This window comes from Thermococcus aegaeus (genome assembly GCF_055393685.1).
In genome coordinates, this window is the sequence record NZ_AP042464.1 from 1,166,472 (window position 1) to 1,191,363 (window position 24,892).

The window sequence follows — 24,892 nt, forward strand, 5'->3', positions numbered from 1 at the left end:
AGGTTTATGGAAAAAAGAAAAAACCTACATGACCTCTGGAGCCTCGATTCCCATAAGCTCAAGAGCGTTCTTTAGAACCTGCTTTGTGGCCATTACCAAAAGCAGCCTCATCTCCCTTGTCCCTTCTTCAGCCTTTAGGACCGGCAACGCCATGTAGAATCTGTTGAAGATCATTGCCACTTCGTTTGCGTAGGTTGCTATTATGTTGGGCTTAACATCTTTTCCAGCCGTCTTTATAACTTCTGGGAATTTAGAAAGGATCTTTATAAGCTCTTTTTCTTTTAAGTCCAGATTTGAGAAGGCCGCTTTGCTTAAAAGCTTCTCCGTCTCAACGCTTATCCCTTCTTCTTTGGCCTTCTTAAGGATGGAACAGCATCTTGCATGAGCATACTGGATGTATGGGGCGCTTTCGCCTTCAAAGTTCAGCACATCATCCCATCTAAACGTTATTATCTTCTCCGGCGAGTACTTTATCATGTTGTACCTTACAGCCCCTATTCCAACCCTCTCCGCTATCCTCTCTTTTTCCTCTTCGCTTAATCCGGGGTTCTTCTCTTCTACAAGCTCTTTGGCTCTTTTTACGGCTTCGTCTAACACCTCATCCACGGTAAATCCTATCCAAGTGCCCTTTCTCCCGCTGAACTTGCCCTCTGGTCTTACAACGTGCTCATAGGCTAGGTGATAGAAGTTTTTGTATGCTTCTTCATAACCGAGAAGCTTGAGGGCATATGCAACTGCCTTTTGCTCGTACCTCTGCTCGGAACCAACAACGTTTATCACTATGTCAGCGTTGGCAAATCTTCCCGGCATTTTTTCGCCATCTTTTGCCGTTGTCCACGTTTCATGGTTCTCCTTTTTATCCCAGAGCTTGTAGCGCATGTCTGCTCTAACTTTACCGAATTTCCACAAATGATATGCTATATCCTTTCCCGTGTAAGTTGCAGTTCCATCGCTCCTTATGAGAACCATATCCGGGTTTTCCATATCTGGAAATAGATCTCCAAGCTTCATGATGAACGCTCCTTTGTATTTGCCTTCTTTTGCCCATTCAAAGTGCTCGTTCTTTTCTATCATTGCGTAAGCCTCTTCGAATATTCCGCTTCTTACTATGTCGCTTTCCCAGCTGAGGAGATCGTAGAATATGTTCATCCTGTAGGTGGTTTCCATCTGTGCTCTAACTACTTTTTCTGCCAATTTCCTACCCTCTTCGGCTATCTCGTTGTCTCCTTCTTCCAGCTTCTTCATGAGCTCCCTTATCTGTCTCTCCACTTCTGGATTTTCCTCCATTCTCTTGTGGACTTCAACGTAGAGCAAACCCAAAGCGTGGTCAATTATATCCTCTTTAGAAAGCCCCTTCTCTTTGAGCTCTTCAGTGATTTTCTCAAGTTCATCCTTTAGATTTAGGTAGCCCCACAGAACCTGTGCGAACTGGACTCCCAGATCGTCTATGTAATTCTGAACCTCCACTTTATAACCTAGCTTTCTCATGATCCGCGCAATTGTGTCTCCAAGAATTGAGTTTCTTGCATGCCCCATGTGGAGGGGCTTGGTTGGATTTACGGAGGTGTGCTCCACTATAACCTTTTTTCCATTTCCCAGATTGCTTTCTCCGAATCGATCACCTTTTTTGAGGATCTCTTCCGTGGTGATCTTCCCAAATTTCTCATAGTCTAAGAAGAAGTTTATATATCCCGCCCCGGCAACCCCTACCCTTAAAATATACTCGGGAAGCTTTCCTTCTAAGTTTGAGACAATTTCTTGAGCTATAACCCTCGGAGACTTTCTAAACACCCTTGCGAGCTGAAAGGCAATGGGGGTGGCAAAGTCACCAAGCTCCATACTGGGCGTTTCGTCAAATAAAACCTCTCCTTCCCAGCTTTTGCCCTCTTTTTTGAGCATTTCAGAGATAACTCCTTTTACTATCTCCCCAACTTCTCTCTTGACATCATCGTAAGCCACTCTTATCACCTGCTTCTCATTTTTCATAAACCTTTAAAAACTACCCGCTTTAAATTTGTCTGTGGTGGGCATGAGAAGGATAGGCGAGCACAAAGCCAAAAAGGGCCTTATAAGATTTGAGATTGAAGAAGAGGAAGGCGTTGCAAAGGATGTAAAGATCACTGGCGACTTCTTTATCTATCCAGAGGAGGTAATCAGCGAACTTGAGAGTACTTTAAAAGGAAAAAAGCTTGAGGAACTTGAAAAGGAGATAGAGGACTTCTTCGCAGTAAGACTAGACATTGAGATGCCCTACATAAACGTTGAGGACTTCAAAATTGCCCTCAAAAACGCTCTGCGTGGTGAAAATGAGGACTAAAGTTTTTTATGCCTTTCTTGGAATCTTCCTCACTGGAGTTCTCTTTGGTATGGTGTTTTCCGTGCTAAGCCCAAGTTCTGCAGAAAGCGTATTCTCAAACCTCAGGCAGTTTTTTGGAGGGACTATAGGAGAAAATACCGACAAGTTCAGCCTTTTTACGTTCATATTCCTCAACAACTCAAGAGTTGCGGTAATATGTGCCCTCGGTGGGGTTCTTTTTGGTATAGTTCCTGCAGGGATATTGTTCTTTAACGGCTTTATAGTGGGGATAGTTATCCAGTACTTCAATGCACAAGGGGAAAGCTTGGCAAAGATTCTTCTCGCCATCATCCCCCATGGAGTGATAGAGATCCCAGCTTTTGCAGTTGCCGGAATGGGCGGAATAGATTGGTATCTTGAGATAATCGACGGAGAAGGAACCGTTGGAGAGAGGTTTTTAAGAGGATTTAAGAGATCCATGAAAATGCTTGCCTTAGCTCTTATAATGCTCTTAGTGGCGGCTTTTGTTGAGGCTTACATCACTCCAGCCGTTGCTTCAGGCGTTTAACTAGATACACAAAAGCGAGAAATGCAACAGTTACGAAGAGAGGTAAGGGAGCACTGTTCAGGTTTTCTTTTTCCCCTTCTGGACTTTCCCTCACCACTACTTCGACAGCTCCTCCAGAAAGAAGCTCCAGAGTTTGAAGCTTTTCTACGCGGATAGTTCTCCTTTCTCCCGGTCTAAGGTCGCCTATATGGTAAACCTTTCCATCTATCATCAACGTCACGTTCTTTGAGTATCCCTCCTCTTTTAGGAATTCACCATTCGGCTTTGATGTGCTCAAATCGTTTGATAGAAAGAGGCACCCAATCTGGTAAACTGCGCTACCGTTAAACGTTATTGCAATCCCCGCTATACCCTCTTCCGGCATGTTGAATACATAGTAAAAAGGCCTCCACTCAGTGCTGACTTGGGCTAAACCTCCGTAGCTTTTTCCTTTTGTTTGAATTGTTACAAGAACTGGACCAATCTCATCCCAAGAGCAGGAGCTTTTCATGCACAGACTTAGAGTATACCACCCCTTTTCTAGGGGAAGTTTGAGCTTAAGAACTGCAGAAGGGTGTGATGCAGTAAATATTAAAAGCCCGTCTCGTTTTTCCAAGGTTCCGTTTGCTGAACTCCAGTCTAGGTCAGGGGAGAGATGATTTCTGAACCTCTTTCCCTTTACTATAACTTCAAGCGGCTTCTCGCTCTTCAGGTAAACCACTATGGGACGATCCTCAACAAGGGTTATTGATATCGGTGGTTTGCTCTCTTTATATATCAACTTCAGGGCTTCATCACGTGTGAAAAGTCTCATCCGCAGATTGTTCATATAGAGGTACTCCCCAGCTATATGGAGGGGATACAAAATGTGAGTGCCGTTTATCGCTCCCCCGCTGATTTTTCTCCACGTTACCCCGTCGAGAGAGATCCAGAGATAATGGAGCCCCTTTTTGTTGTAATCTACGCTTACAGCATAGTAGACTCCAGTTTTTAGGTCCTTTGCAGCATCGTAGAACTTCATCTCGCCCTTATAATACTCTCCAAACCAAGCTGCGATAGGCTTGAGCTCGTCTTTTTCTTTATTGTACTCCACTATCTGTGGGAAATTGTCGTTGTAAAAGAGAACTCTTTTTTCATCATATGTTGCCGCCAAAGGTCCGCTGTTCATTATGCTGTTAAGTATGTGATTGTTGGTGTTTCTAAATGTCCATCTGCCGTTTTTGTATATATACAAGCCCCTATAAGGGGGATTGTCTCCAACGCCTATGTATACAGTCCCATCATAAGGGTCTACGCTTACCAGATGAATATGGCATCCATTGTCTTTTACATTATAGTGATCTTTTATATCGAAGAAAACCTCGAAATGCCTCCCATCAAAACTCCTGTAAACCTTTGCGCTGTTGGATTTGGCCCCATATTCTCCTATGAGCAAAAACTCTTCATTTCCTGCCCATGACCACCATATTGCATACTTGCCTTTTTCCAATCTTAAGACCTCTTCGAATTCTTCTCCGTTCTTCATGAATACACTCCCGTTTGAGTCTGAAAAGAAGAGAATCCCCTTCCAGAGATAGAGGGATTTGATCTCTATCCTGTGCTCGTATATAGGCTCCCACTTTATTCCATCCCTGCTTCTCAGTATTTTCCTCCTCTCGTGCCTCAGCTTTTTGTACTCGACCCCGTAAAGGTACCCCTCTCGATCGGGGCCTACAACGTAAGTTGCGGGAATTTCTTGGATATTCAGAGAAATGGTTGTTAGAGGATCGTCAATTATCTTTCCAGTCCCGTGGACGTAGTATTCAAAAGCTTTAGTTGGAGAAGCGTAGAGAATTAGAAGAAAAATGACCGCAATAAACTTGCCTTTCATCCTTTGTCCACCAGTTCCTCTGCAGGAATTTCCGGAGCGGGGAAGGTGTCATACTCTTCATAAATTTCGATTTCCCTTAAGAATGCATCTATTGGATTCTCCATAGAGGATATTATGCTCCTTATATGCTTCCTAAAGGCTCCATTCTTTCTCATAAGCTCCCAGGCTTTTTCGGACACTTCTATCGGATCTGTAGAGTGAAACTTAATGCCAAGGTTTATAAGCCACCTCGTGATCGCCAAAAGCTTACCCGGGTAAGTTGAAATGGTTGGAGTTCCTAAAGCTAAGGCCTCCCTGTTCATCGTTCCTCCCGCACCAATCATTAGCTTTGCATAGTAGAGGAGAGACAAGCTGTCCGTAACGTGCTCTGGGATTATGACATTTTCGAAGTGTTCAAAGCGCTTCTTTTGGCTTTCTGTTCTTGGGAATAAAACTATAGGGATATCCGGGAGCAGAGGGATTATATTTTCAAGAACGCTTTTCTCGGCATCTCCGTTGAAGTAGTTTGCCTTTATGGGCTCGGTTCTCATTACGATGTAGCTGTGTGCAGATAGGCCTAATTCTTTTAGAGGCTTTTTGTTTGGAATAAAGCCATATACATGGGCCAATTCTGGTATACCGTTTATCGGCTTGAGGGAATTCACGTCTGCCCCGCATTTTATGAGCTCATACGCGTCTATGGCTTTTGGATATATTAATCTCCTTGTGAAGGGCAGCATGAGCTTGTTGACTGCTATAGCCGTGTCGTTGTCGGCGAATCCAATTGTTGGAATTCCCAATCCAAAAGCCACCCTTGGAGCTTCGGGGGAATTTTTATAGAGTGCCAAATCAGGTTTTTCTTCAATTATCAGCTTAGCAAGCTTGTATTGTCTCTCAACACTTGCTATAAGCTTCCCCTCGAGGGTTGATCCTCCGTGTTTTCCTACAGTGTAATAATCTATTCCCAACATATCCAAGATTCCAGTTAGGCCGTCAAATTCCCTTGTGGTGACCAAAACCTCATATCCTCTCTTTTCGAGCTCCCTGATTATACCCTTGAAGAAGTGAGCGTGAGGTGCATTAACAATATCTACCCATATCTTCACGGATTTCACCCAGTATTATGGACAGCTTTGTCCATTAAAAGGGTTTCCGTAAAACGGTTTTCCGCCCTTTATTTTTCGAACTATTTAGAAGTTCTTTGTTCTGTTAATTGTTTATTACGCTTTCTGTTCTTGAAAGAAGGTTCAATATTGGGATAATTCTGCAAAACTGTTCAAAAAAGCGTATTTTTGGACAAACCTCCCAAAGTTTCTCGAGAAATCTTTGAAATTACCACTCGAAATTGTTTCGTGGAAAAACCTTAAATTTTGGTGCTCAATCTTTCTTCTTGGTGAGAATGAATGAGAGAGAAGATAATGAACAGAAGTGCAGAAATTGCTGTCATAGGCTTAGGTTATATCGGTCTTCCCACGGCAATTATGTTTGCCAATGCCGGATTCAATGTGATAGGGTATGAAATAAGAGAAGAGGTCGTGAAAAAGGTAAACTCAGGGAATTCCCACATAATTGAGCCGGAGATAGAAGAGATGCTAAAGAGGGCAATTGAAAACGGAAAGTTGAGGGCCACCTCAGATAAGAAGGAGATAAAGGGTAAGGATGTCTATATAATATGCGTCCAGACCCCTCTAAAGGAGGACAAAACTCCTGACTTGAGCTATCTTGAAAACGCTGTTAGAACAACGGCTGAATCTATAAAGAAGGGTTCTCTTGTGATTATAGAGAGTACCGTGCCGCCTATGACAACTTTAAAGATGGCGAGGCTTATGGAGGATCTGACAGGCTTCAAAGCTGGAAAGGACTTTTACATGGCTCATGCTCCTGAGAGAGTAATGCCCGGTAGAATATTCAAAGAGCTCGTTTATAACTCCAGAATAATTGGGGGAATAAATGAAGAAAGTTCTGAACTGGCTGAACTATTGTATAGAGCATTTGTAAAGGGTCAAATTTTTAAAACAAACTCTACAACAAGCGAAATGGTAAAGCTGATGGAGAACACTTTTAGGGATGTAAACATTGCATTGGCTAATGAGTTTGCCTTTCTTGCTCACCAGTATGGGGTCAATGTTTTTGACGCGATAGAGCTCGCCAACACTCACCCGAGGGTTAAAATTCACATACCAGGAATCGGTGTTGGAGGGCACTGTTTGCCGAAAGATCCATACTTGCTTCTCAGTTCTGCAAAAGAAGACTTTGGACTGATAAAGAAAGCAAGAGAAATCAATGAAGACATGCCGCTCTTTGCAAAGGACCTCCTTATGGATTCTCTAAAGGTGATTAACCTTCCACCGGAAGAAGCTATCGTAGTAGTTCTGGGGCTATCTTACAAGGGCAATTCGGATGATACTAGGAATTCTCCCTCTCTCAACTTCATTGAGGAGATAAAGGAGATTGTTGCTGAAGTGAGAACTTATGATCCCTATGTAAAAGGGACGCATGAGAACCTTGAAGAGGCCTTAAAAGGAGCAGATGCAGTTGTTATAGCAACAGACCATTCAGAATTTAAGACTTTGGACTGGCAGGCTCTTGGAGGCCTTATGAGAAATAAAATACTCATAGATGGAAGACATGTTGTAAAAGATCCTCCAAAAGGGTTTGTATTTAAGGGAATCGGGAGGGGCGAGTATTGAAGCCGGCGTTTGTCTTTGGTACGAGGCCGGAAATAATAAAACTTGCACCGGTAATAAGGGCATTCGAGAGAAAGGGGATTGAGCCTTTAATAATCCACACGGGACAGCACTACGATTACGAGATGAGCAAGATTTTCCTGGAAGAGCTGGAGCTACATAAGATCGACTATCATCTTGAGGTGGGTTCTGGAACCCAGGCTTATCAAACTGGAATTGCAATGATCAAAATAGAGGAAGTGCTTATGAAAGAGAAGCCCGATGTTACCTTGGTTCAGGGGGACACAAATACCGTTCTAGCTGGGGCTTTGGCAAGCGTTAAGCTCAAAATTCCCGTTGCACACGTTGAAGCGGGCTTAAGGAGCTTTGATAGGACAATGCCGGAAGAGATAAACAGAATACTGGCAGATCATGCTAGTGAAGTTCTTTTTGCACCTACGGAGGATGCAAAGAAAAATCTTGAGAAGGAGGGAATTGTCGAAGGGGTCTATGTGGTGGGAAATACAATAGTTGATGCAGTCCTTCAGAATTCGGAGATAGCCGAAAGAAAAAGCCGGATTTTAGAGGCTTTGGAGTTAAAGCCAAAAGAATACGCTCTTTTAACGGCTCATAGAGCTGAGAACACCGACAGTGAAGAGAACCTCAAAAAACTCGTGGAAATAATTAGCTCTCTGCCAATACCTGTGGTATACCCCGTCCATCCGAGAACGGAAAAAAGGTTAAAAGCCCTAGGATTGTGGGAAAAACTGGGAGCAAATGAGCACATCATTCTAACAAAACCGCTTGGCTATCTCGACTTTTTAAAGCTGCAGAAAAATGCTAAATTTGTTTTAACAGACTCAGGTGGGATTCAAGAGGAGAGCATAATCCTTAACGTTCCGTGCCTAACCCTACGCTATAATACAGAAAGGCCGGAAACAATAAAAGCAGGAGGAAACGTTTTAGTCGGTCTTGAGAAGGAAAGGGTCCTTTATTATGTTGATAAGCTCTTAAACGATGAAGCGTTCTACAACAGAATGGCAAATGCTGAGAATCCTTTTGGGGATGGAAAGGCTGGAGAGAGAATTGCTGAAATACTTCTTGATCTTTACGAAAGGGGAGAGCTCAAGGTGAAGAGTTCGAGGTTTATTTAAAAATCAGGAAAAAAGGAGAACTCAGCTCCTCACAAGCACCAAAACTTCTAACCCGGGGACAATCAACTCCTCTTCGTATGTTTTATCCTCATTTGGCCATACTTGTCTCCATCTGCCGGGAGGAAGAGGAATGCCCGTATCTTTTGGAGCGTTGTTGGCAACTACAAGAACTTCATCATCATGTCCCCTGAAAAAGGCTAATACTCCTTCTTTTGCAGTGTAGAGCTTTATTTTGCTGCTTGTTAATGCAGGAATGCTTTTTCTCAGGTCTGCAAGCTCTCTATAGTGGTTCAAAACTTCTTCATTAGCTTTGTCCCATTGTATTGGATATCTCTGTGAATCGAAGTGTTCCTTATCTCCAAGGAATCCACGTTCGTCCCCTTGAAAAGTCACAGGCATGCCTGGAAGCGTATACAGGAGTGTTGAGAGAATCTTTAGTCTTTGGATTGCCTCTGGCTTAGGTGTATCGCCTATATCACCTCCACCGAGGTCGGTGAGAACTCTCGATGTGTCGTGGGAACTTACCAGATTAAAGCCCATGGCAACGACGTTCTCTCCATAGCTTGCATAGTATCTTCCCAGAAGCTCAAGTGTTCTTTCTCCGTTCCAATCCCCTTTTGCGTAAGCTAAGAGGATATCTCTTCCGAGGGCGTAGTTCATGAGAGAATCAAACATATCTCCTTGAACCCATTTTGGAGAGAGCTGCCAGATTTCCCCAACTATATACGCATTGGGGTGCTTTTCTTTAATAGCTTTTCTCAGCTCGGAGAAAAATTCCTCACCGTTTATGAGCTCCTGCGGGGCATCTATCCTAATACCATCAAATCCAAAATCGAGCCAGTACAAAGCACTACTTATCAGGTATTCCTTGACCTCTGGGTTAGCGGTGTTGAGCTTGGGAAGGCTTCCTATCCCCCACCAGCCGAGATAGGCTTTTCCGTCTCCCAGCTTAAAGGGCCATCTCTGCACAAAGTACCAGTTCCAGTAGGGGCTTTTCTTTCCTCTTGATGCAACATCTAGGAATGCCCAATGTCCAATTCCGCTGTGGTTAGGGACAAAGTCGAAGATAATCCTGATACCCCTTTTGTGGGCTTCTTCAATAAGGATCCTTAAGTCTTCTTCGCTCCCAAACTGTGGATCAAGGCGATAATAGTCGTATACATCATAACCGTGAGCACTTCCAGCCAAAAAGATTGGATTGAGGTAGATAACCGTAACTCCAAGCTCTTGTAGATAATCGAGCTTCTCAATGATTCCTTTAATATCTCCACCAAAGTACTGGTGGCAGCAGTGGAGTGGACTTATGGGATCACTCCAGTTTGACAGGATGGGTCTTTTATCTGTTAACTCATTGAACCAAAACTCATCGGTTTGAAGTGCTAGAGGGTCGTTGCTCGGGTCACCGTTATTAAAGCGATCCGGGAATATTTGGTACCCTATTCCTTTACTTACCCATTCAATTTGAGGAAAGCTATCTATCCCGTCAAATGTGAAGAAAGGGTTAGTAGAGGTGTTGAGAATAAGAATATCTCCGTTGTCTGTGGTGAGTTTAAAATAGTATTTGATAGGGCTCACTCCTTGAGTCTCGGCTCTCCACACTTCTCCGGAACCCCACCATAGTTGTTTCTCCATTTCGTATTCTCCATTGGAGGTTATAAGAAGAGCTGATTTTATCTGGCTGGGGTATATCTTGAACCTGATCACTGTTCTGTTGTCGGCAATGGATAGATATGCTGGATTTTTGGGGTCGTGCTCTATTCCTAAACCTTTTTCGCCTTTTACAATTTTAACCGCATTTTTGCCTCCAAAGCCGTCATCAACGTAACTGTCGGCTGTTGGATCAACTGCAGACATGTCTTTTACCCATTCTCCATCTATGAAGAACTTGTATTCATATTGGCCGGGTTCTAGGCAGAGTGTTCTTATCCACGTACCATTCTTTTCTTTCATTGGCAACTCTCCCCAATCATTGAAAGTTCCACGCAGGCTAACAGAAGTGACGTTCTTTCCCTGCGGGTTATAAGTGAAAGTTGTGGGAACCTTTCCTGGAGGACAAGTATCTTTGGTTTCTTCATTGAAATAAATCGCTTTGTAGTTGCCTTCTGGAAGGGTTAAAGTTTGTTCAGTACTTTGAGTTGGGGTTTGTTGAAGACATCCAGAAGCTATTATTCCCATTATGAAAATTAGCATCACTACTCCAGAAGTCCACCTTTTCATTTCATGTATCACCAGTAGTGATTATATTCCAGATATATTAGGGTTTCGCTAAGTGGAGAATTAAGATGAAGTTGGACATTCTATATTGTCGAGAGCAATTTTTTGCACTTCCCTCAATATACCAGTTGCTGCCTGCTTTAGCAAATATTTCTGGTATCCTTTAAGGCTCATCAAGCCCTTGGATTGGTCAGTTAATACTATCTCTCCCGAAGCATCAACTTCAGAATTGTTTACTATGTATGTGATAAACTCTCTTTCCTTTTCTGTGGCGTTTTCGTACCTTAGATAATGGCTTGGGTTGCCGGTGTTGGAGTATATGAAGCGCACTTTTGCACTGCCTTTTGAGAAGAACGGGGTGTATGTGATGTTTACTTCTTCAACCCACACCGCTAAAAATTGCCCGTTGCATTTTGTAGGGGATTCAAGCATTACAACATTTTCCCCTCTGGCTTTTAGTTCCTCCGCTACAAGCCTTCCAAAATTGGAATTTGGGTAGATGCAAAAGCCATCTTTGACGGTTACGTTTCCACAGGATCTCCCCGCTCCTACTGAGGCTCCGCTTTCTGTTTTTGACTTGATAAATGCAAAATTCCCAAAAATAAAAGCTACGATTATTATTCCAATAAGTGCGGCAATATATGAACGCTTCATCTAACTCTCCCAAAGATCTTCGTAGAGCTGGAAATTAATAAATTTTTCTAAACAGGAGTCCCAACGTAGATTCCATGCCTTGTTCTCACGATTTTGACCTTAATTTCCTCGCCAACTTTTGCATTCGTGTTTATAACCTCTATTAGCCTGTTTCTTGCAATCCCAAGCATTTCCCCTTTGATTCTTCCCGGGAGGACGATTTTTACTTTGACAACTTCCCCGATGTGGAACTGCAGGGGGATAAATCTTCTCCGGTGCATTCCAAAGTGTTCAGGTCTTAAGACAAGAGGCCTCATCCCGGTTTTTTCTTCAAGGATTCTCAGCCATTCGTAGAACTCTTTAAAAGAAAGGAACTTTACTGTGGGATGCCTCCCAAACTTATAGGGAACATAGTTCTGGAAGCCTAAAGCGGGCCACCTTTTTCCAGCACCAATCTTTCTTGCGAACTCTATAAATGCCTCTGCCTCATTGTCGTTTATCCCAAAGATTATTACCGGGGCCAGAAGAACGTCAATTCCAGCATTTACAAGTGCCTCGGCCATCTCCAAAACGTGATTGAGATCGTAATCTTTCATTCCCATTAGCATTCTTGCCTTTTCAGGATCAAGGGAATGGATTGAGAGGTTTACCCTGTCAAGTCCCGCCTCTGCCAACTCTTCAATGAGCCTGTCGTTTAGCAATACCCCATTGCTCTGCATCGAAATTACACTGACGTTTGGGTTTTCCCTAAGCCCTTGGATGAGTTCTACAATGAATGGATACAGCAGAGGCTCTCCTTGCCCATCTAAATGGGCTTCAAGCCCTTTACCCTTAAACTTGGCAACTTCATCAAACCATTTCAAGAGATAGTCAATATCAACAACATAATCGAGAAGCCGAGTTCTTGAGTATGGTCCCTCATCAACAGAGCAGAAGATGCATGAGACATTACATCCGGTCGAGCCTCTGATTTGGATTAGATTTGTTCCCCTATCTATTAAACCAAATCCGTTATATCCTAAAAGAGGAATTTCCATCCCTTCGTGGATGTATATCACTTTTCTTCTCGTGTATCTGCTTTTTAAAAATTCTCCAAGGTGGCTCTGAATTAAGAAAGCAATAAATTTTTCAATCTCTTCGTTTTCCGTATTCACTACAAGATATCCGTCCTCAACATGAATTTCGGGTTTAATTCTAAATTTTCTTCTAATGGCCTTTTCAAGGAGGGCTTTTTCAAAATCAGCATAGAGGGTGTTTCTCCAGATTAATCTTATGCTATTGTCAACTTCCTCGAAATACGAATTTGGAAGCTTTATTCTCATCACGTTCCCCTTTAATGGCATGGTCTTTTAAAATTTTAGCAAAATTTATAAAATATAATTGGACACAGTTCTGCATGGAAACATTTTAATACTTTTGTAGCAAATGGTCTAATGATGAACTATTATGAACAGGGGTGGGGAAAATGTGGGGCAAACTTGAGCACTACTTTGATGAGTATCCAGTCAGAAAACAAATAGCAAAACTGTTATTGAAATATGGTCTCAAGGTTTCGGATGACATGAAAATAAAATGCGGCAACATAGAAGTTCCATACACAAAAATAGCCAAAGCCCTTGATGTAGACAGGAGGGTTGTCAAAGAAACTGTTGCCATGATACTAAAAATCCCAGAGCTTAGAGAGGTGTACACGAACCTCGAACCCACAGTTCACATGAAGTTCGTCGGAAGGCATGTCGGCTATGGGGTCATAGAGATAGAGCCCGAGCCAAGAGCCATAGGAATACTAGCAAAGATAGCATCAAAGATTGCGGATAGAGGAATAAACATTGTACAGGTTGTTGCAGAAGATCCGGAGCTCTATCCGGAGGCAACTTTAACCATAATTACTGAGAAGCCCATTCCTGGAGAGCTGATAAATGAACTATCAAAGCTTGAGGGTGTCAAGAGGATTTCTATTTACTGAGCTCTTTTTTAACTTCTTATCTTGATGTACAGATTAGGGCATGATCTTAATACTATTTGTCAGTGTTTGCTTTTAATTTTTGTACAATTTGGGTTTATAATTTTTCTTTTTGTTAAATTTGGGAAAGGGAGTTTCTATTTGTTTAACCATTGGTTTTTAACCTTTTGGTGTTTTGATAAGGTTTATAAATATCAATCCCCCAATAAAGGTTAGAAACATTAGGTGTAAAAAATTTCAACCTTGGCTTGTGGAGGGTTGTTAAATGGGAGAAGCAAGCAAAATAAGCCGATACATCTATACTGTTTTGATATTGTTTATTATTTGGTTGTTTTTAACCAGCAGCCTTGATCCTCAAGAAATCACCATTGGGGCGATATTTTCATTAGTGGTTGGAGCGCTAACGTATGAAGTTTTTACAGAGAGAGGCCTAGGGAACCTTAATCCAAAAAGGGTGCTCTATTTCATAGCCTATATTCCATATTTCCTTTGGGCAATGATAATGGCAAACCTGGACGTTGCATACCGTGTTTTGCATCCAAAAAGACCCATAAACCCAGGAATCGTTGAATGTAAAACAGTTCTCACGAATAATGTTGGAAAGCTGGCCCTTGCCAATTCAATAACCTTAACTCCAGGTACAATTACTCTAGACGTTAAAGGAGATCGCTACTTCATCCACTGGATTGATGTTAAAGACAAAAGTGTAGAGGGAGCTTCTGAGAACATAACAAAACCTTTTGAAAAATTCCTGAAGGTGATCTTCGAATGATAGAGGTCTATCTAATCCTAATTGCCCTTGCTGTTATTTTGAGCATGTACAGATTTTTCAGAGGTCCAACAACAGCCGACAGAATAGTTGCGGTAGACATAATGACGACCCTAACTACTGGATTGATGGTACTGTTTGCCCTATACTACAGAAGAGCAATATTCCTTGACGTGGCCTTGGTCTATGCTGTACTCGCTTTCGTTGGAGTTATAGCCTTCGCCAGATACATGGAGGGAGGCTTATGAGCGTTGCATCAATAATTGGCCAAGCCCTTGTGCTCTTCGGAACTTTCTTCTACGTGCTCTCGTCTCTGGGTCTTATTAGAATGCCCGATGTTTACAATAGAATGCAGACGGCAACTAAGAGCGCTACTTTAGGGTCTCTAGGTGTTATCATAGGAACCGGGATATGGGCCATTGGAGAAGTGGGAAGCTACTCTTGGATTCCAAAGACTTTGATAATTGCCGTATTTCTGCTCCTCACGAATCCAATAGCGGCACATGCATTAATCAGAGCTGCTTACAAGAGTGGAGTGCCCTTGTGGGAAGGTAGTGTTGTGGACAAATACAAAGAAGCAGAAAGCTCTTTGGAGCGAGTGGAGGAAATAAAGGAGAAATTGGAAGAACCTTCGCAGGAGGTTGAGACGAATGAGTGACTGGGTTGCTATTTTTATAGCCGCTCTTATGGTAATCTCCGCAATCTTCGCAGTTGAATGGAGAGATCTTTTAGCAGCAGTGGTGGGAATGGCTGCCGTGAGCTTATTTGCCTCAATAGCTTTCTTCTTCCTTCAAGCACCGGATGTAGCTATGGTGGAAGCAGCTATAGGAGCCGCTTTGAGCGCTGCAGTTTTCATCTTCGCAATAAAGAGAACTGAGAGATACGAGAGTGAGGAAGAAGGCACAGGATGGTGGGTGAGATGGTGAAGCGAATCCTTGCCATAGTTTTCATCTTGATAATAGGTTTCTGGATGGCAAAGGCTCTCGATCAGGTTCCCTTCGGCGAAGATAGAATGCTCGTAGGCAAATACTACCTTAATCATGTAACTGAGGAGACTGGAGCAGTAAACGCCGTAACCGCCGTGGTCGTTAACTATAGAGGTTTTGATACTCTGGGAGAAGTTACCGTGCTCTTCATAGCCTCTACCGGCGTTGCCGCTCTTCTATGGAGAAAGAAGAGGAAGAGAACAGCGAAAACAGAGGGAAGTGTTGTTTTAACAACGGGCGCAAGGCTTCTTTTGCCGTTCATAATGCTTTTTGGAGCTTACATCTTTATCCATGGACACCTAACTCCGGGAGGAGGATTCCCCGGTGGAGCAACAATCGCAACAGCTTTCTTGTTCCTCTACTTAGCCTTCACGGTCTACGAAATAGATCACAAAATCTTTGAACCTCTTGAAGGCCTTGCTGGGGTTGGCTACGTCACGGTTGGTCTTATAGGTTTGGCAATAGGTGGGTACTTCCTCTTTGACTGGATATGGCAAACATGGGGAATTGGAAAGGAGAACATCGGAAGGCTCCTCAGTGCAGGATTCATACCAATAATTTACACACTAATTGGGCTCAAAGTTGGAACCGAGCTTACGGGAATCGTTGATAACATGGTTAAAGAGCCCGAGGAGGGAGGGCAATGAACCCGTACTACTTCGCTTCAATCGCATTAATCCTTATTGGATTTTACGCAGTATTGGCAAAGAGAAACGTCCTAAAGATGCTCGTTGGGCTTAGCATAATGGAGACTGGGGTTAACTTACTGCTCATAAGTGTTGGCTATGTTAGCGGGAGAAGTGCACCCATACTTAGCGAGGGGATAACCCCAGATAAAGCTGTAGATCCAATTCCTCAAGCTTTGGTGCTTACAGCAATAGTTATTGGCGTTGCAACAACTGCAATGGCCTTGAGCGTTGTTATAAACCTCTATGAGAAGTACAAGACCCTTAACGTAGAAGAGATAAGGAGGTTGAGGGGATGAGCCAGTACGCTTCACTCCTCATTGCATTACCGTTATTTAGTGCGTTCTTCATTCCAATACTCAAGAGAATAAGTAAGAATGCAGTAATGCCCTTCTTGGCGTTGGTGACGTTAGTACAGACTGGGATAGCAGCCTGGGTGTTTAGTGAAGTTTACACAACAGGAAAACCAATAATAATCTTAGCGGGAGGATTTAAACCTCCTGTTGGAATCAATCTCTACATAGGACACTTTGCAGCACTTTTCGTCTTAGTTATTGCAGTTGCCAGCTTTCTAATGGCAGTCTTTAGCATTAAAGCCGTTAGCATTGAACCAAAGGACAAATACGCAATGTTGTTCTTACTTCTCATGCTCGGTGCAACCGGCATGATCTCCACTGGGGACATCTTCAACCTATTCGTCTTCATGGAGATCACGGCAATAAGTGCTTATGCATTAACCGCTTACAACAAAACCGGAGAAGCGAGCGAAGCTGCACTTAAGTACATTGTTCTCGGAGGAGTGGGTTCAAGCTTCTTCCTTGTTGGTATTGCCTTAATTTATGGAAGCCTTGGAACACTCAACATGGCCCATATTGCCCAACTGGCCTCAATGATAAATCCAACTGCTGCCAAAGCTGGACTGGCGTTGCTTATCTTTGGATTGGCAGTTGAGGCCGAGCAGTTCCCACTTAACGCTTGGGCACCTGATGCGTATCAAGAAGCTCCACATCCAGTAACGGCAATGTTCTCGGCATTTGTAGTCAAGGCGTCTCTATATGCAATTGGAAGGGTTGTGTACATTCTCAGTGCCGCAGAGGGATGGAGCTCAATCTTGAGATTGCTGATAATCATGGGAACTCTCACTGTTATTGTGGGCGAGATGAGTGCATTAAGGCAGAGCAATGTTAAGAGAATGTTTGCCTATTCCAGTATAGCCCAAGTTGGTCTGATTGCTGTGGGCCTAGCCCTGGGAACAGCAAACGGTGTAAGTGCTAGTGTATTTCACATGTTCAATCACGCAATAGTTAAGGCCCTTATGTTCTTAGCAGTTGGCTATGTTGCAGTGGAACTTGGAGGGGCGGAAATGGACAAATTTGAAGGATTGGGGAAGAGAATGCCAGTAACTGCGTTTGCAATAACCGTTGGTGCTATAAGCATCATCGGAATACCACTCTTCAACATCTTCTGGAGCAAAATGCAGCTTATACTGGCCGCTTTAAATGCTCAGTACACCTGGGTGGTAGCATTGGTCTTGGGTGCAAGCTTGGTGGAGGCTACTTATTACATAAGGCTGATACACACAATATGGTTCAAGGGAGAAGGAGAGAAAGTGAAAGAAAACAGCGTGCTAGCATTGGTGATGCTTTTGCTAGTGGCGTTGATAATAGTCATTGGAGTCTATCCAGAACCGTTCTGGAATATTATGCAAAAAGCTGGAAGTGATATCTTCAACGTTGCCCAATATGTTAAGAACGTTCCTTTAATGGGGGTGAACCCATGAACGAACTTGCTATAGTGGTATTTGCTCCTTTAATAGCCGGCGCTTTGGCGTGGCTCATTGACATGAAAGGTATCAGGGAGATCCTTGGTATTTTAGGGGCAGGAATTTCACTCGGATATACCGCTTTGCTCTATCAAAAAACTGGTGAAGGCCTTAGCTTTGTCCTCAACTTGGGAGTCTTCAAGCTAACCTTTGCTCTAAATACATTGAACTGGTTCTTCCTAGGAATAGGGGCATTGGTAGGATTCTCAGCAATCTTGGCGTTGGTTTCGACGGCTAAAGACAGCTACGAGTGGCTGTTTGCGTTAATGAGCCTCAGTGGAGTACTTGGAGTGTTCCTCGCAAACGACCTGATGACGTTCTTCATCTTCTGGGAGATAATGACCTTTGCAAGCTTTATGATGGTTCTCCACTACAACAAAGCTGCCTCGCTTAAATACTTCCTGCTGAGCGTCTTTGGTGCATATGCGATGCTTATTGCGCTGGGAATGATTTACGCAAAGCTCGGCACATTTGACTTTGCCCAGATACAGCAGGCAATGTACAAGGAAGCTTATGCAGCGGCTTTTGGAGCCGATACGGTTTTCAGCAAAGGTGAGAGCGCTCTTATATACCTGCTCTTCCTCATTGCATTTGGAGTTAAAGCCGGGATGTTCCCGCTCCACGTGTGGGCGCCTGATGCTTACTCCGAGACCAATCAGAGCTATACAGCGATGTTCAGCGGAGTTCTAAGCAAGGCTGGAGTTTATGGATTCATAATGCTATATCTCCTCATGGGAACTCGCCTAGCAATTGAGCTTGGAGGGTTTAGAAGCACGACAAAGTTCGGTTATGTAATAGCCTTTCTTGGGGGGTTAACAATAATCGTCGGCGGTCTGTTAGCTGCCCTACAAGAAGATATAAGAAAGCTGTTCGCTTATTCAAGTATAAGCCAAATTGGCTACATCCTGGTAGGCATAGGGGTAGGCACAGCTTTAAGCATGCAAGCCGCTTTGTTCCACGCCTTAAGCCACGCGCTCTTCAAGGGGTTGTTCTTCCTTATAGTAGCTACAATTGTTTACCGCACAGGGAAGACGAGGTTTGCAGACATGGGGGGATTAGCTGAGAAAATGCCCTTCACCTTTGCCATGGCATTTGTAGCAATTTTAAGCTTGGCGGGAATACCTCCACTTGTTGGGTTCGCGAGTAAGTGGGTGCTCTTTGAGGCGGTTATAAGTCAGAATCTTCCAATACTCGGCGGTATGGTGTTCTTTGGAAGCGCAATAGGTTTTGTTTACCTAATAAGATTCACGTACGCAGTGTGGTTTGGTCAGAGGCCTACAGATCTGGATGATACAAAAGACGCTCCACTGCCAATGGCGATAGCAATGGCAATACTGGCATTATTTAACGTTGTTTTGGGCATAGCTCCAGGATTAGTTGCTAGAGAGCTCAACAAAATATTTGGAAAGGAAGTTATTGGAGGAAACCTCTTCGTACTTGACCTGGGGTTTGGAAGATACAATGCACTGGCAATACTCATCTATCTGATAGTAGGCATCATAATCGCCGGAATAATCTACTTCCTTGGAGCAAAGGTCAGGAAAGTTCCTGTCACAGATACCTACCAATCTGCTAATCCAGTTACAATGGAGTACAACTTAACCATAAGGAGAAACTTCTTCCTTCCACTAAAAGAGGCGCTTGCCTTCTGGCTCAGGATAAGCTTCGACAAACTTTATCGGGACATAGGAGCATGGGTTGAGGACTTAGCCGAGGTTTTAAGGAACTACATCTACAATGGAAGCGTCCAAAGCTACGCGTGGTATCTGGCGATAATCTTGCTAGTCCTTGCACTGTGGGGGGTGTGAAGAATGATTGAGACTGCTTTGAAGGCTTTCCTAATTTTAATTTATGCGACCTTTGTAGGATTCATGTTCATGGGGATAATCAGAATAGTTACGGCAAGGATTCACAGGAGAGTTGGGCCACCAATTTACCAGCCCATCCTTGATACCATAAAGCTCCTCTCAAAGAAGAGCAACATAACCCACGGTTTAATATACGACTTCGGCGTAATTTACGCTCTGGGAGCAACAATATTAGCTTTGATGTTCATTCCGCTTGGTAGCATTGGAATCCTTAGGGCCTACGGTGATCTAATCCTCATCACTTTCCTCCTTGAAATACCGATGCTTGGGATAATGTTCGCTGCAATGAGCTCAGGAAATCCCTATGCAGGTATTGGTGCTCAGAGAGCACTGCTCACGCTTTTAGCAATTCAGGTACCCCTTGGGTTTGCCATAGTTGCCTTGGCCGAATTTTACGGAACGTTCAGCACCTACGAGATAGTTATGGCACAGCAGACGATGGGATGGAGCATAATTCACCTTCCGCTGTTGCTGGCAGCGATAGCTTATGACATCGTTCTACAGGCAATGTTTGGAAAGGAGCCATTCGACATAATGATAGCCCCAGGTGAGATTTCCCTTGGACCGATGGTGGAATTTGGCGGAAAGCACATGGGAATACTCCAGATACAGCACGCTATAGCCCTCTTTGCAGAAACATTGTTCTTCAGCAATATATTCCTTGGTGGGGCAGTAGTTACAGCATTTGGAAGCTCAATACTTAACACAATAGCAAGCTTAGGAATACTCCTGATTAAGCAGGTGGCAGTGCTGCTTATTGCGACTTTCATGGGTGCAATATTCCCGAGATTTACAATAGATCAAGCGGCAAAGTTCTACTGGAAGTGGCCCACAATAATAGCTGCCCTAGGAGCTATCTTAGCAAGTCTGTGAGGTGGTAAAGATGGTAGATTGGAGATTGTATGAACCGCTCATCAACTTTGCGAGAAAGAGAAGCATGTGGATTGTTGCATTTTGTACGGGATGTGGGGGTATAGAAATGCCCCCATTGATGACCTCAAGATATGACTTGGAGCGTTTCGGTATGATGCCTAATCCAGCACCGAGAATGGCCGATTTATTCCTAATTACTGGTTACGTGACTCCAAAGACCCTAAAAAGGATAATAATAACCTATGAGATGCAGCCCGATCCGAAATACGTCCTTGCTCATGGTTCCTGTCCCCTCAATGGTGGTATCTACTGGGACGCCTACAATGCAATAAAGCACCTCGACAAGTACATCCCGGTGGATGTGGCAATAGCCGGTTGCATGCCGAGGCCGGAAGCTGTAATGGACGGAATAAAGAAGATGATGGAGCTTATCGAAACAGGAAAGGCCGATGGATGGAAGCGCTACAGGGAGAACTACGAGTACTACAAGAAGAATCAAGACGAGCTCTTTGGCGAGGGCTGGAGAGAGAGAACCGCGAGAAGATGGATTCCATGGCTAATGAATAAGAAGAAAGAAATTGGAGGGGAGAGCAATGAACTTTGAAAAAGAGCAGATGATCGTTGATGCTATACTCCAAAAAGCACCTTATGCAGAAGGAAAGGTCAGAAGGCAGAGAAGAATAGAGTTTAAAATCCCAGCTGACAGAATAAGAGAGTTTCTTGCCCTTCTTAAGGAAAACAACTTTGAATCCATGATGCAGATAACGGCAGTTGATTGGCTAAAGGATGGGGAGATAGAGCTCGTTTATCAGATGTGGAGCTACACCTATGCGGTTCATGCCTTTGTAAAGACGAGGATTCCAAGGGACGTTGATAAAGCAAGGGTGCCGAGTGTTAGGGACATCTATCCAGCTGCAGAAACCTATGAAAGAGACGCTCATGAGTTCTATAAAGTAACTTTTGAAGGCAACGATAAGCTTGAAATGCCATGGATTCTTGAAGATGAAGACAGAGAAGCCGGGGTTTCTCATAGGAAGGACTTTGATATGCTTGGCTACGTTAAAAAGAAGTACAAACTGCTCGATAGGTTTGAAGAGGATAAGGAGAACTATGTGATCTGAGGTGAGAAGGATGGTTTCACAACAAGAGTTAATTAGAGAAGCGAGAGAAAATGGAATGGAGCTTTTGCCCCTTGAGAAGGACACTTATGAGTTATTCTTCGGTCCGCAGCATATGGCCACCGAGAACTACAGCCTGATCCTTAAAATGGATGGTCACAGGGTGGTTAAAGCTATAGCTAACCCTGGATTCCTCCACAGAGGTTTTGAAAAACTTGCAGAGTACAGGCCTTGGTATACTAACATAGCTCTCCTCCTTAGAATCTGTGTTCCTGAGCCAGATGTACCGGAGGCAATTTACTCAATGGCTGTTGATGAGCTCATGGGATGGGAGGTTCCTGAGAGGGCTCAATGGATTAGAACAACAGTGCTCGAGATGGCGAGGGTTAGCGCTTATTTGTTCTGGACTATGGGAATGGCGTTTAAGCTGGGTGTTTACACCGCTGGACAGTGGGCTGCCGCTTATAGAGAAAGGTTCATGGCACTCTTCGAACAGCTTACTGGAGCAAGGGTTTACCACATCTATACAATCCCAGGAGGAGTCAGAAGAGACATACCTGGAGATAAGTGGCTAAGACAGCTGAAAGACACCGTGGAATACCTAAAGGATAAGCTTAAAGACTTTGACAACGTCCTATTCGAAAACTACATCACATTTAAGAGGCTTGAAGGAATTGGGGTTATGGACAAGAAGTTTGCTTTAGCTGAAGGCGTAACCGGGCCAAACCTTAGGGCAACCGGAGTTAAGGCGGATGTCAGAAAGCTCGACCCATACCTCCTTTACCCAGAGCTTGATTTTGAGGTGCCGGTGCTTAGAGAGGGGGATGCATTGGCAAGAGCTCTCGTAAGAAGATTTGAGCTTGAACAGGACCTTTATATTCTCGAACAGCTGCTAGAAATGGGGCCACCAAGTGGGCCCTACAAGGTTGAGCATGCTGGCTTCAAGGCTCTTCCAAGGTTTAAAGTGCCAGCTGGGGACGCTTACGCTCACGTGGAGTCAAGTAAAGGAGACTTTGGAGCCTATGTCGTAAGTGATGGAGGAAACAAGCCTTACAGAGTTCAGATAAGGGGTCCAAGCATAGCCCACGGAATCAGGGTGATAGAGCAGCTTTTAGTAGGAGCAAGGTTAGCAGACGTGCCCGTGATTTTGGTGAGCCTTGATAACTGCCCACCCGATATAGACAGGTGATAAAAATGGAGAGTGCAAAGCAGATTGAGTTTAAAATTGCCCCTGAGGAGAAAGTCAAGAAGAAACCTTCATTCCTCAAACCCTGGCTTGGACTTAAGTATCTCTTCAAAAAACCCGTTACCATTAAGATCCCCTATGAACAAACACAAATAGCCGAGAAGTATAGGGGGTTCCACACACTCAACTGGAAAACATGCATAGGATGTAATATGTGTGGCCAGATATGTCCCGCAAGGGCTATAGAAATGACCTGGATAGAGGGAGAAAAGAGGCCTCATCCTAAAGTAGACTACGGAAGGTGCACATTCTGTCAGTTCTGTGTTGATGTTTGCCCAACAAATGCCTTGGGTTATGTGGAGAACTATATACTCACAACCGAATGGAAAGAGGAAGAGCTTGAGCTGTTTGACTGGGTCCCACTGCCGGAGGAGAAAGTGAGAAAGTTCAAAGATTACAGACATCCCTTAGCGAAGATAGAGCACCTTGAGGATGGCAAAGTCAGGTATATCTTGAGGGATGGAGACGTTGTAGAGTTTAGGATCCTCGGCTACGGCCTTAAACCGCCAGCAAAGCCTAAACAAGTGGAAAAGAAGGAGGCTAAAGAAGAAAAGAAAGCAGAGTAATCCGTTTATTTTTCGCAAATTCTATAAGGCTCTACTTCCTTTTCTTTTTGGTGGAGAAATTGAAAATCGAAGCCCTCAAAAGCATTCTTAAAGAACTAGGTATTGAATGCGCTAGAACCATTGAGGAGAAAGTTGACTTACAGTTTTTAGCCTTGGAGAATCTCCACAAAAGCCTCAATAACGATGAACTTTTCCTCAAGCTCGTGATAGCCAATTCAATTGTGAGCTATCAACTCTCTGGTAAAGGAGAAAGCTGGTGGTGGGAATTTTCAAATTACTTCTCAAAAAATCCTGTAAAGGACATTGTAAAGGCGTATTTTAACTTCTTGCCAAACTCAAAAACCAACAGGAGATTAATCCAGCCCAAGCTAAATCGTCTTAAAAGGCTGGAGCCTTTTTTGGACTCCTTAACGATGGGCGACCTTAGGGGATACTACCAAAACATGGTGAGATTTCGGGATCATTTAGCAAAGGTCATGAATTCGAAGGAAGACGCAAAAACAATCGTTTTTGCTGTAAAAATGTTCGGTTATGCATCTAGAATAGCTTTTGAAGACTTTATTCCCTATCCAATGGAAATTGACATTCCAAAAGACTTCAGGATTGAAAACTACACAAAGAGGTTTACAGCCAAGGATCCAGTGAAATTTTGGAGAGAAATTTCGAGAGAAGTTGGAATACCCCCATTACATATAGATTCAATTCTCTGGCCCGTGCTTGGAGGGGAGAAGAAGGTCATGGAGAGATTGAAAAAATACTGTGAAAAATCCGAGCTAGTTTTACAACTTGTGTCCCTTTGAGTTGTCCTTTCGAACTTAATAAAGGGAATGTCGCTGAACTTATTAGGGTTTCTGAGTTTTGTTAGGAAAACCGAAAACCTTATATATTCGAACTTTGAAAGTTTCATATGAAAACAAAATGAGGTGATGAGGATGGTGGTTATTGGTGAAAAGTTCCCAGAGGTTGAGGTAAAGACAACCCATGGTCTAATAAAGCTCCCAGACTACTTTGCAGAAAAAGGCAAGTGGTTCCTGCTTTTCAGCCATCCAGCAGATTTCACTCCAGTTTGTACCACAGAGTTCTACGCTCTACAAAAGAGAATTGATAAGTTCAGAGAACTTGGCGTAGAGCCCATAGGACTAAGCGTTGACCAAGTATTTAGCCACATCAAGTGGATGGAATGGATCAAGGAGAACCTTGGCGAGGAAATAACTTTCCCAGTTATCGCCGACGACAGAGGGGACTTGGCTGATAGGCTCGGCATGATACCCAGTGGTGCAACAATAACGGCTAGAGCTGTTTTTGTTGTTGACGATAAAGGCATCATCAGGGCAATAGTTTATTACCCAGCCGAAGTAGGTAGAGATTGGGACGAGATTTTAAGGCTCGTTAAGGCTCTAAAGATAAGCACAGAAAAGGGCGTAGCTTTACCTCACAAGTGGCCCAACAATGAGCTTATCGGGGACAAGGTTATCGTCCCACCAGCTAGCACGGTTGACCAAGTTAAAGAGCGCGAAGAGGCCAAAGCCAAGGGCGAGATAGAGTGTTACGACTGGTGGTTCTGCTACAAGAAGCTCGAATGATTCCTTTTCTTTAACCTTGTCTTTTTTTTCAGAGTTTGTTTGCCTTCTCCATT

26 protein-coding genes are annotated in these 24,892 nt (G+C 43.6%); 20 read left to right on the top strand and 6 right to left on the bottom strand.

Annotation, left to right across the window (positions count from 1 at the left end; genetic code table 11):
* Positions 1–24: 24 nt before the first annotated feature.
* Entirely contained in the window at positions 25–1,959 is a 1,935-nt protein-coding gene (locus ACZ5NL_RS06310; protein WP_464843356.1) for an arginine--tRNA ligase, read from the bottom strand.
* A 70-nt stretch (positions 1,960–2,029) separates the two neighbouring features.
* On the opposite strand from ACZ5NL_RS06310, the gene ACZ5NL_RS06315 reads away from it, so the two are divergent.
* Entirely contained in the window at positions 2,030–2,317 is a 288-nt protein-coding gene (locus tag ACZ5NL_RS06315) for a lipoate protein ligase C-terminal domain-containing protein (RefSeq protein ID WP_464843358.1), read from the top strand.
* Positions 2,307–2,864 (top strand): stage II sporulation protein M, encoded by a 558-nt coding sequence (locus ACZ5NL_RS06320; RefSeq protein WP_464841426.1) that lies wholly within the window; start codon positions 2,307–2,309, stop codon positions 2,862–2,864. The genes ACZ5NL_RS06315 and ACZ5NL_RS06320 overlap by 11 nt, the downstream gene beginning before the upstream one ends.
* On the opposite strand, the gene ACZ5NL_RS06325 is transcribed toward ACZ5NL_RS06320, so the two are convergent.
* Positions 2,836–4,713, bottom strand: a complete 1,878-nt coding sequence (locus ACZ5NL_RS06325; RefSeq protein ID WP_464841427.1) for a hypothetical protein — start codon at positions 4,711–4,713, stop codon at positions 2,836–2,838. The genes ACZ5NL_RS06320 and ACZ5NL_RS06325 overlap by 29 nt on opposite strands.
* Entirely contained in the window at positions 4,710–5,798 is a 1,089-nt protein-coding gene (locus tag ACZ5NL_RS06330; RefSeq protein WP_464841428.1) for a DUF354 domain-containing protein, read from the bottom strand. The genes ACZ5NL_RS06325 and ACZ5NL_RS06330 overlap by 4 nt, the downstream gene beginning before the upstream one ends.
* 297 nt (positions 5,799–6,095) lie before the next feature.
* On the opposite strand from ACZ5NL_RS06330, the gene ACZ5NL_RS06335 reads away from it, so the two are divergent.
* Both ACZ5NL_RS06335 and wecB read left to right on the top strand, forming a co-directional pair.
* Entirely contained in the window at positions 6,096–7,382 is a 1,287-nt protein-coding gene (locus ACZ5NL_RS06335; RefSeq protein ID WP_464841430.1) for a UDP-N-acetyl-D-mannosamine dehydrogenase, read from the top strand.
* Positions 7,379–8,512, top strand: a complete 1,134-nt coding sequence (gene wecB, locus ACZ5NL_RS06340; RefSeq protein ID WP_464841432.1) for a non-hydrolyzing UDP-N-acetylglucosamine 2-epimerase — start codon at positions 7,379–7,381, stop codon at positions 8,510–8,512. The genes ACZ5NL_RS06335 and wecB overlap by 4 nt, the downstream gene beginning before the upstream one ends.
* Positions 8,513–8,533: 21 nt before the next feature.
* On the opposite strand, the gene ACZ5NL_RS06345 is transcribed toward wecB, so the two are convergent.
* The 3 genes from ACZ5NL_RS06345 to ACZ5NL_RS06355 are packed head-to-tail and all read right to left on the bottom strand — an operon-like array spanning position 8,534 to position 12,684.
* Entirely contained in the window at positions 8,534–10,741 is a 2,208-nt protein-coding gene (locus ACZ5NL_RS06345) for an alpha-amylase family glycosyl hydrolase (RefSeq protein WP_464841433.1), read from the bottom strand.
* Positions 10,742–10,789: 48 nt separating this feature from the next.
* Positions 10,790–11,380: a hypothetical protein gene (locus ACZ5NL_RS06350; protein WP_464841435.1), complete on the bottom strand. Its 591-nt coding sequence runs from the start codon at positions 11,378–11,380 to the stop codon at positions 10,790–10,792.
* Between the two features lie 47 nt (positions 11,381–11,427).
* Positions 11,428–12,684 (bottom strand): radical SAM protein, encoded by a 1,257-nt coding sequence (locus tag ACZ5NL_RS06355; RefSeq protein ID WP_464841437.1) that lies wholly within the window; start codon positions 12,682–12,684, stop codon positions 11,428–11,430.
* A 140-nt stretch (positions 12,685–12,824) separates the two neighbouring features.
* Between ACZ5NL_RS06355 and ACZ5NL_RS06360 the strand changes: the two genes are divergently transcribed.
* From ACZ5NL_RS06360 to ACZ5NL_RS06435, 16 genes are all read left to right on the top strand, one after another.
* Positions 12,825–13,325: a regulator gene (locus ACZ5NL_RS06360; RefSeq protein WP_464841438.1), complete on the top strand. Its 501-nt coding sequence runs from the start codon at positions 12,825–12,827 to the stop codon at positions 13,323–13,325.
* A gap of 262 nt (positions 13,326–13,587) precedes the next feature.
* Complete coding sequence (locus ACZ5NL_RS06365; RefSeq protein ID WP_464841440.1) at positions 13,588–14,094, top strand: Na+/H+ antiporter subunit E; 507 nt, start codon at positions 13,588–13,590, stop codon at positions 14,092–14,094.
* Positions 14,091–14,339 carry a monovalent cation/H+ antiporter complex subunit F gene (locus tag ACZ5NL_RS06370; RefSeq protein WP_464841442.1) on the top strand — a complete coding sequence of 83 codons (249 nt, stop codon included), beginning with the start codon at positions 14,091–14,093 and terminating at the stop codon, positions 14,337–14,339. Before ACZ5NL_RS06365 ends, ACZ5NL_RS06370 begins: the two co-directional genes overlap by 4 nt.
* The gene (mnhG, locus tag ACZ5NL_RS06375; protein ID WP_464841443.1) at positions 14,336–14,749 is read left to right on the top strand and encodes a monovalent cation/H(+) antiporter subunit G; all 414 of its coding nucleotides are present in this window, start codon (positions 14,336–14,338) and stop codon (positions 14,747–14,749) included. Before ACZ5NL_RS06370 ends, mnhG begins: the two co-directional genes overlap by 4 nt.
* Complete coding sequence (locus ACZ5NL_RS06380; protein WP_004068079.1) at positions 14,742–15,017, top strand: DUF4040 domain-containing protein; 276 nt, start codon at positions 14,742–14,744, stop codon at positions 15,015–15,017. The genes mnhG and ACZ5NL_RS06380 overlap by 8 nt, the downstream gene beginning before the upstream one ends.
* Positions 15,011–15,724, top strand: coding sequence for a Na(+)/H(+) antiporter subunit B (locus tag ACZ5NL_RS06385; RefSeq protein WP_464841445.1), 714 nt, complete (start codon positions 15,011–15,013; stop codon positions 15,722–15,724). Before ACZ5NL_RS06380 ends, ACZ5NL_RS06385 begins: the two co-directional genes overlap by 7 nt.
* Entirely contained in the window at positions 15,721–16,062 is a 342-nt protein-coding gene (locus tag ACZ5NL_RS06390; RefSeq protein ID WP_004068081.1) for an NADH-quinone oxidoreductase subunit K, read from the top strand. Before ACZ5NL_RS06385 ends, ACZ5NL_RS06390 begins: the two co-directional genes overlap by 4 nt.
* Positions 16,059–17,543: a proton-conducting transporter transmembrane domain-containing protein gene (locus ACZ5NL_RS06395; protein WP_464841447.1), complete on the top strand. Its 1,485-nt coding sequence runs from the start codon at positions 16,059–16,061 to the stop codon at positions 17,541–17,543. Before ACZ5NL_RS06390 ends, ACZ5NL_RS06395 begins: the two co-directional genes overlap by 4 nt.
* Entirely contained in the window at positions 17,540–19,393 is a 1,854-nt protein-coding gene (locus ACZ5NL_RS06400; protein ID WP_464841449.1) for a proton-conducting transporter transmembrane domain-containing protein, read from the top strand. The genes ACZ5NL_RS06395 and ACZ5NL_RS06400 overlap by 4 nt, the downstream gene beginning before the upstream one ends.
* 3 nt (positions 19,394–19,396) lie before the next feature.
* Positions 19,397–20,326, top strand: coding sequence for a respiratory chain complex I subunit 1 family protein (locus ACZ5NL_RS06405; RefSeq protein WP_464841451.1), 930 nt, complete (start codon positions 19,397–19,399; stop codon positions 20,324–20,326).
* 10 nt (positions 20,327–20,336) lie between these two features.
* Entirely contained in the window at positions 20,337–20,930 is a 594-nt protein-coding gene (locus ACZ5NL_RS06410) for a NuoB/complex I 20 kDa subunit family protein (protein ID WP_464841452.1), read from the top strand.
* Positions 20,920–21,447 carry an NADH-quinone oxidoreductase subunit C gene (locus ACZ5NL_RS06415; RefSeq protein WP_464841454.1) on the top strand — a complete coding sequence of 176 codons (528 nt, stop codon included), beginning with the start codon at positions 20,920–20,922 and terminating at the stop codon, positions 21,445–21,447. The genes ACZ5NL_RS06410 and ACZ5NL_RS06415 overlap by 11 nt, the downstream gene beginning before the upstream one ends.
* Positions 21,448–21,457: 10 nt before the next feature.
* Positions 21,458–22,633, top strand: coding sequence for an NADH-quinone oxidoreductase subunit D (locus ACZ5NL_RS06420; protein ID WP_464841456.1), 1,176 nt, complete (start codon positions 21,458–21,460; stop codon positions 22,631–22,633).
* 5 nt (positions 22,634–22,638) lie between these two features.
* Positions 22,639–23,256 (top strand): NADH-quinone oxidoreductase subunit NuoI, encoded by a 618-nt coding sequence (gene nuoI / locus ACZ5NL_RS06425; RefSeq protein ID WP_464841457.1) that lies wholly within the window; start codon positions 22,639–22,641, stop codon positions 23,254–23,256.
* A 47-nt stretch (positions 23,257–23,303) separates the two neighbouring features.
* Positions 23,304–24,056, top strand: a complete 753-nt coding sequence (locus ACZ5NL_RS06430) for an N-glycosylase/DNA lyase (RefSeq protein ID WP_464841458.1) — start codon at positions 23,304–23,306, stop codon at positions 24,054–24,056.
* A 132-nt stretch (positions 24,057–24,188) separates the two neighbouring features.
* The gene (locus tag ACZ5NL_RS06435) at positions 24,189–24,839 is read left to right on the top strand and encodes a peroxiredoxin (RefSeq protein ID WP_464843359.1); all 651 of its coding nucleotides are present in this window, start codon (positions 24,189–24,191) and stop codon (positions 24,837–24,839) included.
* Positions 24,840–24,892: the final 53 nt, after the last annotated feature.